The sequence below is a fragment of the Gilliamella sp. B2838 genome, assembly GCF_026536185.1.
GTDB lineage: Bacteria > Pseudomonadota > Gammaproteobacteria > Enterobacterales > Orbaceae > Gilliamella.
The window spans coordinates 174,102-187,659 of record NZ_JAFNOO010000001.1; the positions used below are offsets into that span (position 1 = coordinate 174,102).

At 36.1% G+C, this 13,558-nt stretch carries 11 protein-coding genes; all 11 read right to left on the reverse strand.

The window, feature by feature from the left end:
• Positions 1–38: 38 nt before the first annotated feature.
• Positions 39–2,267 (reverse strand): DNA helicase II, encoded by a 2,229-nt coding sequence (gene uvrD, locus J3U63_RS00825; protein ID WP_267333112.1) that lies wholly within the window; start codon positions 2,265–2,267, stop codon positions 39–41.
• A gap of 190 nt (positions 2,268–2,457) precedes the next feature.
• Positions 2,458–3,171: a 5-amino-6-(5-phospho-D-ribitylamino)uracil phosphatase YigB gene (gene yigB, locus J3U63_RS00830; RefSeq protein WP_267343823.1), complete on the reverse strand. Its 714-nt coding sequence runs from the start codon at positions 3,169–3,171 to the stop codon at positions 2,458–2,460.
• On the reverse strand, positions 3,171–4,094 hold the full coding sequence (gene xerC / locus J3U63_RS00835) for a tyrosine recombinase XerC (protein WP_267343822.1): 924 nt from the start codon (positions 4,092–4,094) through the stop codon (positions 3,171–3,173). The genes yigB and xerC overlap by 1 nt, the downstream gene beginning before the upstream one ends.
• An 8-nt stretch (positions 4,095–4,102) precedes the next feature.
• Complete coding sequence (locus J3U63_RS00840) at positions 4,103–4,837, reverse strand: DUF484 family protein (RefSeq protein WP_267343821.1); 735 nt, start codon at positions 4,835–4,837, stop codon at positions 4,103–4,105.
• A 128-nt stretch (positions 4,838–4,965) separates the two neighbouring features.
• Positions 4,966–5,790, reverse strand: coding sequence for a diaminopimelate epimerase (gene dapF / locus J3U63_RS00845; RefSeq protein WP_267370196.1), 825 nt, complete (start codon positions 5,788–5,790; stop codon positions 4,966–4,968).
• 120 nt (positions 5,791–5,910) lie between these two features.
• A complete protein-coding gene (lysA, locus tag J3U63_RS00850; protein WP_267370198.1) occupies positions 5,911–7,161 on the reverse strand; it encodes a diaminopimelate decarboxylase in 1,251 nt (416 codons plus the stop codon).
• A gap of 11 nt (positions 7,162–7,172) precedes the next feature.
• Positions 7,173–7,313, reverse strand: a complete 141-nt coding sequence (lptM, locus tag J3U63_RS00855) for an LPS translocon maturation chaperone LptM (protein ID WP_267366636.1) — start codon at positions 7,311–7,313, stop codon at positions 7,173–7,175.
• A gap of 332 nt (positions 7,314–7,645) precedes the next feature.
• The gene (gene recG, locus J3U63_RS00860; protein ID WP_267343818.1) at positions 7,646–9,739 is read right to left on the reverse strand and encodes an ATP-dependent DNA helicase RecG; all 2,094 of its coding nucleotides are present in this window, start codon (positions 9,737–9,739) and stop codon (positions 7,646–7,648) included.
• Positions 9,740–9,744: 5 nt separating this feature from the next.
• A complete protein-coding gene (gene spoT / locus J3U63_RS00865) occupies positions 9,745–11,853 on the reverse strand; it encodes a bifunctional GTP diphosphokinase/guanosine-3',5'-bis pyrophosphate 3'-pyrophosphohydrolase (protein WP_267333118.1) in 2,109 nt (702 codons plus the stop codon).
• A gap of 19 nt (positions 11,854–11,872) precedes the next feature.
• Complete coding sequence (rpoZ, locus tag J3U63_RS00870; protein ID WP_065633529.1) at positions 11,873–12,163, reverse strand: DNA-directed RNA polymerase subunit omega; 291 nt, start codon at positions 12,161–12,163, stop codon at positions 11,873–11,875.
• A 136-nt stretch (positions 12,164–12,299) separates the two neighbouring features.
• The gene (locus J3U63_RS00875) at positions 12,300–13,520 is read right to left on the reverse strand and encodes a CinA family nicotinamide mononucleotide deamidase-related protein (RefSeq protein WP_267370199.1); all 1,221 of its coding nucleotides are present in this window, start codon (positions 13,518–13,520) and stop codon (positions 12,300–12,302) included.
• Positions 13,521–13,558 lie beyond the last annotated feature (38 nt).

Below are 13,558 nucleotides of genomic sequence, written 5' to 3' on the forward strand. Positions count from 1 at the left end.
TGCACTTTGTCCTTGTTGAATCAGAATTTTTAAACTTTTTATAGTAATGTAAGATTTGCCAGTTTAACCACTAACCATTTTATTCCTTCATTAATAAAAGCAATCTGCACTCGTCTATGATCGCCTTCACCATCTAAATTAATGATTGTACCTTCACCAAATCGTTGATGTTTAACCTTGCGACCTAATACATAACCATCACTTTCACGTTGCTTTTCAAGGTAAGACTTTTTACGTTCTTGATAAAATTGTGCATCATGACTTAAATCATCAGATTTAAATTCTGATGAAGTTATCATACCTCGATAACTGACCTCATTAAGGTTTTCAACCGGTAATTCACTCAAAAAACGTGATGGTAAGTTACGTTCTTCACGCCCATAAAGTCGTCTTAATTCACATAACGTTAACGTTAAATGTTTTCGAGCTCGAGTAATACCAACGTATGCCAAACGGCGCTCTTCTTCCATTTTATCATTATCTTTAATAGAGCGTTGTGCTGGGAATATGCCTTCTTCTAAGCCAACGATAAACACATTATCAAACTCCAGTCCTTTAGCAGCGTGGAGTGTCATTAGTTGAACAGAATCTTGCTCTTTAATCACATCACGGCTTTCAAGTGAGGTAAAAGCTAAAAATGACTCTAATACTGTTAATGTTTTACCGGTTTGGCTATCTTCAATTACAGTATTTTCATTGATTTTAAAAAACTGTTCTGCTGCCGAAACCAGTTCTTCAAGGTTTTCTAATCTTGATTGACCTTTTATTCCTGGCTCTTGCTCATACATTTGCTGTAAACCAGATAAACGAATCATGACATCAAGCTGTTTATAAAAAGGTAACAAACCGACTTCATCATAGATTGAATCCATCAATTGTAAAAAGCGACTGAGTCCTGAACGCTGACGTTCAGTTAGCGAATTACTTTGGATTAACATTAAGCAAGCATCCCATAATGAAAGACTATGTTGCTTAGCTGTTAGCCTGACTTTATCAAGCGTGACATTGCCAATACCTCTTGTAGGGGTATTTATCGTAGTTTCAAAAGCCATGTCATTATTATGATCATGTAATAATCGTAAATAAGCTAAAGCCAATTTGACTTCTTGCCGCTCATAAAAGCGAATAGAACCATAAATTTGGTAAGGCACGCCTGATTGCAATAACGTATCTTCAAAAATTCGTGATTGCACGTTGTTTCGATATAATATGGCACAACTCGCGTAGTTTTCACCATTTTCATGGTGTTTTTTTATTTGACCAACTACAAATCGGGCTTCATCAATGTCATTAAAACCAACATAAAGTGAGATTTTTTCGCCATCACCACTATCTGTCCATAAATTTTTACCGAGTCTATTTTGGTTTTTAGCGATTAATATATTGGCTGCATCTAATATATTACTTGTTGAACGGTAATTTTGCTCTAAACGGATAATGTCAGAATCTGGATAATCATGAATAAATAATTGTAAATTGTCAGCATTCGCGCCTCGCCAGCTATAGATAGATTGATCGTCATCACCAACAATCATAACATTGGCAGTATGACCAGCCAGTTTTCGCACTAATCGGTATTGAATCAAATTAGTGTCTTGAAATTCATCAATCAAAATATTGGAAAAACGGTGATGACAATAATTTAACACATCATCATTTTGGCAAAGTAATTCGTAAACTCTTAAAATTAATTCTGAAAAATCAACATATCCTACTCTATCACAAATAGCTTGATAATCGCGATAGATGGTTTGCCACATGATTTGTTTAGGATCTTCAGGCGTGATATCATTAGCACGAAAACCTTTTTCTTTTTGGTTTGATATAAACGCAGCGCACTCTTTTGCCGACCACTGTTTTTCATCAATTTTCAATTCTCGAAAAATGCGTTTGATAAGCCGAATTTGATCTTCAGAGTCAATCAATTGAAAATTCGATGGCAACTTAGCTTGCTGGGCAAACATACGTAATAATCGGTGTGTTAATCCATGAAAGGTACCAATCCACATACCACTAAAGTACCCTTCTCCAACTAATGCTTCGATACGCTCTTGCATTTCTGCGGCAGCTTTATTGGTAAAGGTAACGGCAAAAATTGAATTAGAAGGGTATTGTTTTTCCATGCAGAGCCAAGCAATACGATGAACCAAAACGCGAGTTTTCCCACTTCCCGCACCTGCTAACACAACGGTATATTGGTTATCAGTAGTCACTGCATTTTTTTGTTCGGTATTTAGGTCGTCTAATAATGATTGTCTAATTTCCATTATAAATTAACCCATTTTGATAATACAAACCGGTAACCGGTATCAATTTTATATACATTATTCATTCTTTCATTATTTTTTAGATGTCGTATGTAGACGATAAGCAAATAGGATAAAAGATAGGTTTTAAATCACAGTAATTTATAATTACTGTCAGCTTTACTGTCTATTTATACAGACTTTGCAAGAATTATATCAGATTCTCTAATTCAGGCAATTGTGTTATCTCAATATGAGGTAAACATCTTGCATCGGTAAGCTGCAAAATATCTTGATCAAAAATATTTAGCCAGCACCCTAAAAATCCATTATTAACCGCGCCATTAACATCAGTTATTAAATTATCACCAACATGTAAAATATTACCAGCCGGTAGCGCTAGCCTATCGGCGGCTAAATTGAAAATTTCAGGAAAAGGCTTAGAACGACCATTAGCACCACCACGAAGGAAAAATTGAAAATAGTCACCTAAACCGATTTTGTTAATGTCAACGTTTCCATTAGTAATGACAGCTAAAGGAAATTTTGTTGCTAACAAAGCTAATAAAGTGTGCGTAGATTGAGGAACATTCATTGTATGGCGCCAAAAATTAAACGTTGTCATTGCATCATCAACTATCTGTGCAATCTTAGCGGTTGAAATTTTGGCTTTAATACAAAGCGATTTAATTGTCTCAATTCGCCAAATAATCACATCGTGATAAATTTCTGGATTGGCTGATAACACACCATTTTTTTCGACATGAAAATCAGTTAAAGTCACATTCTGTAATTGAGGACAAATATGCAGCGTTTTTATCATTTCTTGTTCAGATTTTTCAACAATTGTACTATTGTCATACAGTGTATCGTCAAGATCGAAAGTAATGGCTTTAATAGAATTAATTGAACGGTAAAAATGCATTATTTACTTCCTCTTTTCGCTCTGGGGTGTGCAGAATCATAAACTTCTGCCAAATGTGAAAAATCCAAATGCGTATAAACTTGTGTTGTTGACAAATCAGCGTGACCAAGCAATTCTTGTACAGCTCTTAAATCACCACTTGATTCTAACATATGAGTGGCGAATGAGTGACGTAATTTATGCGGGTGCACATGAACGCTTAAACCTTGTTTAACTCCCCATTGTGCAAATCGTTTTTCTACGTTGCGTGGGGATATGCGTTTACCTAATTTAGAAATGAACAGAGCATCATCTTGCGGCTCTAAAAAATCACGCATCGATAACCAATGCTTGATCCATTTTATCGACTCTCGACCTAATGGCAATTTACGCTCTTTGCTGCCCTTTCCCATCACTTTTATTTCAGCATCATTTAAATTTAACTGCCGGCAATTAAGATTAACGAGTTCAGAAAGTCGTAAACCCGAACCATACATAAGCTCAAGCATGGCTCGGTCTCGTACTGACAACGGATCGTTGTATTCTATATCCAAGAGTTGATTAATCTCATCAATATCAATATTTTTAGGCAAATGTTGCCCTACTTTAGGATTTAACACACCGCGTGCAGGATTGGCGACAATAAGTTCATTTTTTACCATCCAATCACAAAAACTTCGTAAGGCAGATAATCTTAAAGATAAGCTTCTAGCCTGTAAACCAGTGCGTTTACTCCGGCTAATTAATAATCTTACTGCCGATGAATCTAAATCTTGCCATTTATTCAGTTCGATTTCTTGCGCTAATGAAATCAGTGCATAGAGTTGACGTTTATAATTAATTTGAGTATTTAAACTAAGTTGCTTTTCTGATTTGATATAATTTAAAAACTGTTCGACTGGCTGAGTTAATAAATCGACATTTTTTTGAGATGAAAGATTCATAATCTGCCTTATTTTTTTCGCATGACCCATTTTTCAATTAATATTGGTAATATTAGACTAATTCTTTCTAATAACAATGTTCCTTGCTCAGCTTGATAATGATGAGGATCGGCACTGGTAAACATGAGCAATCCTAAATCGCCAAATTGACCTAATAACGATAAAGCAACTGAACCGACATAACCATGTTCTGGCAATAGAAAATCTAGCTCAGTAGTATTTAAAGTGCCCAAATACTGATGACTATATTGTAAATGCCTAACTCTTATAAAATCAAAACGTAGGCAATTTAATGCATAGTGATGATGAATAGAAGGTGCATTGAGTAACCATTTATCATCAAAAAGATATAAATAAGCGCCGCTAAGACCTAAAGATTTGGCCCAACTTTTTAATATATTATCTAAATCATTAAGATCGTTTGCTTTAATTAATTGTCCCTGCAAATCCATAAATTGATTGAAAAGCAATTCATTATTACTGGCATATTCCATCAATAAGGTAATTTCGGACTCTAACTGACCAATTTTATTACGTTGCCTTGCCATTTGCCATTCAGGTAATGAAACACCACCACGAATGGGATGAGGGATCTGCATGCTTTGGAGATGATTAGCATTACGAATAAAAAAATCGGGATTATCCATCAAATATTGACTGACTATTTCATCATTCAAAGTAGGCTTGTCGGCAACTCGCCTTGTATATTTTGCTTTATGAGCGCGTGTTATTTTAGCAACCATGCTTAATCTCTGTTATCACTTATTTATAATATTTGTGTAAATAAAACTCAAAGAGAATCACTGCATCCATTTAAACTATTAACTTATTTAATGACGAATTTATGATTACAAAACGAATAATCTTATAGTTATATCGCAATAAATCCATCATAGACATGGATTGCTGGCCCTGTCATATAAAGTGGTTGATTCATTCCCTGCCATTCAATTAAAAGCTTACCACCAGGCAAGTTTACATTGACTTTATTATTCAATAATCCTTGATTAATGCCGACTGCAACAGCAGCGCAAGCACCAGTTCCACAAGCTTGTGTTTCGCCAACACCACGCTCAAACACCCGTAAATCAATGTTGTTGCGATTAATGATATGCATAAATCCGACATTTGCTCGTTCAGGAAAACGTTCATGTTGTTCTAATAGCGGTCCAAGTGTGGCCACTTCAGCGGTGAGAATATTATCGACTTGTAGCACACAATGGGGATTTCCCATTGAAGCCACACCACATAATACGGTGTTCTCTTGTGCTCGAATAATATAAGTTTTTTCTTCTTTTATTGCTTTAAACGGTACTTTACTTGGTTCAAAAATAGGTTGCCCCATATTAACTCTGACTGTTTCATCATCATTAACTGTTAGTACAATATTCCCTTTTACCGTGCTCACTTTTAAAACACGTTTTTTGGTTAAACCTTTTAAACGAACAAATCTAGCAAAACAGCGAGCGCCATTTCCACACTGCTGAACTTCACTTCCATCTGCATTAAAAATTCGGTAATGAAAATCAGTATCTGGCGCATAAGGAGGCTCTACAAGTAAAAGCTGATCGAAACCAACACCTGTGTATCTATCAGCAAGGCGTTTTATCATTTCTGTTGAAAGATGAACATTTTGCGTTACCGCATCAATGACCATAAAATCATTTCCAAGTCCATGCATTTTTGAAAAGTTCATCGTCACTTACCTTCTATTAAAAACATTGTTATCTATTTACTTATTTTCACTATCCATTAAAAAGTAGTCTAGGATAATTAACAAGGCGCTGGTTAAGATGTTGATTAACCATAAATAAGATTATAGGGTCTCTCCTCGCCATAAATCATCAAACGATTCACGTTGACGAATAAGTTTGTGATGTTGTTCATCGGTCAGCATAACTTCAGCTGGCCTTGGATGGCTATTATAATTTGAAGCCATACTAAATCCATAAGCACCAGCACTACAAATAATTAACAGATCGTCTTGTTGCACTGAAAGCTCTCGCTGATATGCCAATACATCACTCGATTCGCAAATCGGTCCAACAACATTATAGATAAAACGTTGATCGGATGGTTTCGGTTCTTTTTCAGGTAAAACTCGCATCCAAGCTTGATAAAGCGCGGGGCGAATCAAATCATTCATCCCTGCATCAACAATAGCAAAATGATTATCATCTTGATGTTTGGTATATTCAACTTTCGTAATCAATAATCCACTATTAGCAACAATTGATCGCCCAGGCTCTAATAAAAGCTCAAGATCACGATAATTAGCTAATTTTTTCTTCAATTCGCTAACAATCAACGATGCTGAAGGCGGTTGTTCTTGATCATAACGCACCCCTAATCCACCACCTAAATCAATATGTTTAATATGAATATTTTCAGATTTAAGTTTATCAACTATCGCTAATATGCGATCGGCAGCATCAAGAAATGGTGAGGTTTCAGTCAATTGTGAACCAATGTGGCAATCAATGCCAACAATATGAATATGATCTAACGATGTTGCTTTACGATAAATATCTAATGCGGATTGATGGCTGATACCAAATTTATTTTCACGCAAACCTGTTGAGATATAGGGGTGGGTTTTAGCATCAACATCGGGATTAATTCTAAAAGAGATGTTTGCAATTTTATTTAATTTTTTGGCCACATCATTAATGCGATAAAGCTCGGCTTCGGATTCAACATTAAAACATTTGATGCCAACTTCAAGCGCACGTTCGATTTCACTAATAGATTTTGCTACCCCAGAAAAAACAATTTTTTTAGGATCCGCTCCCGCTATCAGTGTGCGTTCTAACTCACCTTGCGACACAATATCAAACCCTGCGCCTAATTTAACAAGCAAGTGCAAAACAGCAAGAGAACTATTGGCTTTTACCGCATAACAGATTAAATGTTTCCTATCTGTCAACTCCTTTTGGTAATCCAAAAACTGCTGTGTAATATATTCGGCAGAATAGACATAAAGTGGCGTACCGTATTGCTTTGCGAGTTCTGAAATTGCGACCTTACCGGCTAGTAATTGACCCTTTTCGTAATGTAAAAAATCCATTATTAATTCCATTAAACTGTTTGATTAAGCAGATGAGTGTTAATTGAAGCATTTGATTTTTCTGCGGGCATATAAAGTGGCCCTTTCAACCCACAACCCAATAACGTTAATATGACGAGCACTAAGGAGAGTAATTTTATCGATGATTTCATACCAAGTTCACAATTTTTTCATTTTTGTAATGAGCACTATATTACACGATAGCCAAATTCGTGCAAAGCATAAATAAACATTACCTTATTTAAGGGATTAATCTCGACTTAACAAGGCACAAACGACAAAGTGTAGTCAAAAATTATAATTACGAAGGAAAAGAATAAATCAATATAACCAAGCGATTTATGAGATGACTCTTTTGAAATAAAAATGTGCAACTTGATCTTGTTGATAAAAGTTTTATCTCAATTTTATTAACTTAGTAAAAAACATGACAAGATTAATACTTTTTAACCAATTAATTTCACAAGTTACAAGAGTAATAATATTAAGCATTGATATATTTTTGACGATCAGGTAGCCAACACGCTATAAGTTGCTCAGCCATCTGTGGAGAGTTTTGTAGTAAAGGCAAGGAAACCCTCTGTATTTCACTAATTAAATGTTGATCACGAATTAAATCAACCACTTTAAAATTTGCCATACCCATTTGGCGAGTCCCTAAAATCTCGCCACTTCCTCGAATTTCTAGATCTTTTTGGGCAATCACAAAACCATCATTACTTTCACGCATCACCTTCATACGAGCTTGTGCAACCTTGCTCAACGGCGCTTGATACATTAATACGCAATGAGACACTGCACTCCCACGTCCAACTCGGCCACGTAATTGATGCAATTGTGCAAGCCCAAGCCGTTCAGCATTTTCAATAATCATTAAACTGGCATTGGGTACATCTACACCAACTTCAATAACGGTTGTCGCAACTAAAAGCTGAGTTTTACCGGCTTTAAAGTTTTGCATAACCGATTGCTTTTCATCAGATTTCATTTTGCCATGAACCAGTGCTATTGATAAATGTGGTAGTTTTTCACGTAATTCTTCAACTAACATTTCGGCAGCTTGTGCATCAAGCGTTTCAGATTCTTCCACTAACGTACACACCCAATAAACTTGACGATTATCCAAACAGGCTTGATTCACTTTTTCAATAATTTCTTCTCGTCGAGAATTAGGAATAACAACGGTTGTAATCGGCGTACGCCCAGGCGGTAATTCATCAATCACTGATACATCCAAGTCGGCATAAACAGTCATGGCTAACGTTCTTGGAATTGGCGTAGCGGTCATGATCAGTTGATGTGGGTAAATTTGATCTTTAATACCTTTTTGCCAAAGTGTTAGCCGTTGGTTTACGCCAAAACGATGTTGTTCATCAATAATCACGAGACCTAACTTAGCAAACTCCACTTTATCAACAAATACGGCATGTGTACCTATTAGCATGGTGATATCGCCGGCTTTGATACGTTCATACCGATCTTTTTTATTCTTTGCCGTTAAACGACCAGATAACCAATCAACGCTAATACCAAGCGGCTCAAACCACTGCTTAAAATTGTTATAATGTTGTTCAGCTAATATTTCGGTTGGCGCCATTAAAACGACTTGTTGATTATTTTCTATCGCATTTAATGCCGCTAAAGCTGCAACTAAAGTTTTTCCTGAACCGACATCACCTTGAATTAAACGCATCATTGGAATAGATTTTGCCATGTCTTGATATATATCTTGTACAACACGTTGCTGAGCATTGGTCGGTTTGAAAGGTAATGAGGCCAAAAACGGCTCAATATAGTGCTGATTTACCTGCATAGCATAAGCTTGTTGCTTTTGATTATCCGTTTTTAAGGTGAGCATACTTAAATGATAAGCAAGTAACTCTTCAAAAATAAATCGTTTAATAGCAGGGTGATTACCATTAGATAACTGAGCAATATCAGTATCAATAGGCGGATTATGAATAATATTCAATGAATCAAAAGCTGACAAAAATTGATTTGCTAGTGGCGCAGGTAAAATTTCTTCAGGTGGGTTGCGCTTTAGTAATAACAGTGCCGCTTGAATCAACTTACGAATCACATTTTGCGTTAAGCCATAAGTTGTGGGATAAATCGGCGTATATCTTTCTTGGGTTGGATCGGTAATTAATGCATTATCTTCTCGATTCGCTCTGACTTTATATTGTGGGTGGATAATTTCACGATAAGTTTTTCCATTTTTGATTTCGCCATAAGCACTCACCCATTTGCCGATAGCTAAACTGGCTTTCATACCTGCATTAAAATGCATAAATCGCAATATAGCGATTCCTGACTCATCTTGAATATGACAAACTAGCATTTGTTTACGCCGAAAAATCACTTCCGTTTTAATGATACAACCTTCGATAGTGGTGTATTCACCAATGCTACTGCTGCCAATTGCACAACAAGAGGTGCGATCTTCGTATCGCATCGGAAAGTGTAATAATAAATCCTGAATGGTTTGAATGCCGAGTGTATGAAATTTTTTTTCTAAACTTTCACCAATACCGGCTAATTTAATTAACGGAATATGGTTTAAAAAACGGTTAGCCATAATAACTAATTGACATTGCGAGTCACACTCACCACATCTTGCTGTAGCGATAACTTACGCATCAGTTCATTAAGTTGTTGAACATTTTTTACTTCAATTTGTAGAATAATCGTATAAATTTGTCGATCTTTTTCTTCAGTATTCAACCATTGAAGATGAGCTTGTTCATCATTAATGATAGACAAGACATGACCTAATGAGCCTTGATTATTGAGAATATCAACCCAAATTTCAGCAACAAAGAGCTGTTCAATATTTGGCGCCCACCTTAAGGGAATATATTTTTCAGGATTATTTTGATAGCCAGTAATATTACGACAAGATTCATGATGTACTGTTAATCCTTTTTCGGCACTAACATGCCCAATAATAGGATCATTTGGAATGGGATGGCAACATTTCGAAAATGTTACAAGTACACCTTCACTACCTGTGATGACTAATGTCTTATTCGCCTCTGAGTGATTATTCAGTAATGCCTTATGTTCTAAGCCTTTAACAATAAAGTGACTCATCACATTACCTAAACCAATTTCAGCCAGTACATCATCAAAAGTCGGTAATTTTGTTAATTCAACAATTCTTGCAATCTGTTTTTGCGAAAGCTCATCAATGCCACCGGTTTTAATCAAAGAGAGATTGAGCAAACGCCGACCTAATTCGATAGCATCTTCACGCTTTAATGTTTTTAAAGCTTGGCGAATACGAGATCGTGCTTTCGCACTGACAACAAAATTTAACCAATTCGCATTAGGACGACCTTCAGGAGAAGTAATAATCTCAACTGTTTGCCCATTACTTAATGGCTGAGAAAGCGGGAATGGCTTACGGTCAACAATCGCACCAATGCATTGATAACCTATATCGGAATGAACAGCATAGGCTAAATCAACTGCTGTTGAACCCTCTGGTAATTGAACAATACGACCTTTAGGCGTAAAGACATAGATTTCTTTAGGAAAAAGATCGGATTTAACGTTTTCTATGAATTCAAAAGAGTTACCCACGCTTTGTTGTAATTCTAATAAACTTTGCATCCAACGTTGAGCTTTAATTTGAGTAGTGGTGTGATTGAGCTCATCATTTTCGTTATATACCCAGTGCGCAGCGACCCCCATTTCGGCCATTTGATCCATATCCTCTGTGCGTATTTGCACTTCAACGGGAGTACCATGTGGACCAATTAATGATGAGTGTAAAGATTGATAGCCATTTGCTTTTGGAATAGCGATATAGTCTTTGAAGCGGTTAAGTCTTGGTTTATATAAATTGTGTACCAAACCGAGTGCACGGTAGCAAGCATCGACATCTTTAACCACAATCCGAAAGATATAAATATCCATGATAGAGTGAAAGTGTTGTTCACGCATTTGCATTTTTTGATAAATGACATAGATATTTTTTTCAAGTCCTTCAACTTCAGCTTCAATATTGGCTTCAGCCAAACGGCCTCTAATCTCTGATAAGATTTGTTGGATTAATTCTTTTCGAGTACCTCGCGCTGCTTTCACAACTTTTTCTAACACTTTCGCTCTATTGGGGTGCATAGCAGTAAAGCCTAGGATTTCCAACTCGGTCTTAATATGATGGATTCCCAATCGATGCGCTAAGGGTGCATAAATTTCTAATGTTTCTTTCGCAATTCGTCTGCGTTTGTCAGGTCTTAATGCACCTAATGTGCGCATGTTATGAGTACGATCGGCAAGTTTGATCAATATAACTCGCACATCTTCGGTCATGGCTAACACCATTTTGCGAAAATTTTCGGCTTGCGCTTCTTGCCTGTTACGAAATTTTAGCTTATCAAGTTTGGAAACACCTTCAACTAAAATAGCGACATGCTTGCCAAATTCTTTTGTTATATCTTGAAAAGTGACGGGGGTATCTTCGATAGTATCATGTAAAAGTGCGGCAATGATAGTTTCATAATCAAGCCGCATATCCGCTAAAATCGTTGCGACAGCAACTGGGTGAGTAATGTACGGTTCACCACTACATCGGAATTGCCCTTCATGCGCTTTTTGAGCAAAAAAATAAGCTTTTTGAATCACTTCAACTTGTTTAGCTGGAAGATAAGATGCAACAATCTCTTTTAAGCTATCAAAATATTGCATAGGCAATTCTCAAAAAAACTTATTCGTACGAGGGAGTATTTTCGAGCAGAATCGATTCATGAAGTGCAGAACGAACTTCCGCTTCTTCATCTTGTAAAGCTTGGAAATCAGCACTATCAAGAATTTGTTTATTGACAAGACCATCTTCTATTTCACGTAATGCTACAACGGTTTCCTTGTCGTTTTCTTCCGGAACTAATGGCGACTTATTTTCAACTTGTAATTGGCGAGCACGTCTTGCTGCAACTAAAACTAGATCAAAGCGATTACCAATTTTTTCTACTGCATCTTGAACAGTTACACGAGCCATTTTTACCTCTAATTTGTTTTACTAAATTACCTAATGTGAAAGATCGCTTATTGTACTTAATTTTAAGGGGAATTGTCCATATTTATATTATTTCACAATGTAAAATAAACACTCTTATAGTCAATGCCTAATAATATTAGGCGATAACTTCTAACCAGACATTTGGCCCAATTATTGGCATGTTTAGTAAGTAACGCCGTAAAGCATCTAAAGCAATCGCACAAAAAATTTTGCGCTCAGTTTGTCGATTTTGCAAACGACCCGTATATTTTAAATTACATTGCCAAACCTGTTTTGACGTTGCGATTAATAACGTAAATTCGCTATTTTTTTCACGAAAATTAACCAGTCCAAGCACAATATCTGCATGATTATGTTTTAAGATCTGTAAACAATACGATTTTGGATCTTCAAGTAACAAGGGTAGAATTTCTGATTTGACTAAAGGTGCAGCTGATTCAAACAATTGTGAGCCAACAATCCCAGCCGATTGCTGTTCAATAACAGCGATAGTCAAATTTTTATCAAGCAATAATCTAGAAACCAGTTGGGCTAAACCAAACGTATCTTGTTGGCTTAACACACCTTCAAATAAAAAATTGCTAGAAACAATAACTTTGATTTTAGACCATAATTCATCCATTTTATCTTTTTGAGACTCTGGTCCTGTTAGTTTTAATTCAATAATTGGCATTGCGGCACGATAACCAACTATAATATCGTCTGGAATATCAATTTTAGCTTCAATTTCTGTGGCGAGATCACTTTCAGTTCGTCCCATTGTTGTTAATCGATAACACAATTTTTTATCAAAGGGTGGCAAGCGCTGCGTAATCTCGAGTAATATTGAGTTTTGTACAATTTCTTTAAATTCTGATGGTACACCGGGTGTAAAAAATAGCAAACAGTTGTTGATTTCCATTTTAAATCCACAAGCCGTGCCGATTGGGTTATCAATTAAAGAGGCACTTTCAGGCAACATTGCTTGCTTAATATTACTTGAAGGCATGGTTTTGCCACGACTAGTAAAATAATGTTCAATTTTAAGTAGCCAATCATGGTTTAATGTCAGTGATTCATTGTTAGCTTTAGCAGCAGCTTCGGCGGTTAAATCATCGCTTGTTGGTCCTAAACCACCATTAATAATAATAATGTCATTAACTAAGCTACGCTGCTTGAATGTATGAATCAATTGTTCTAAATTATCACCAACGGTATACCTTGATGTGATCGTAATACCTTCTTCAAATAGCAACTGCGACAACCATGTAGCATTAGTATCAATTATTTGACCATATAACACTTCGTCACCGGTGCTAATCATCTCAATTTTAGGCATTTTGCTAATTTGATTCATAATATTCCTTAACATGCTAATTAATGATTATAAGATGG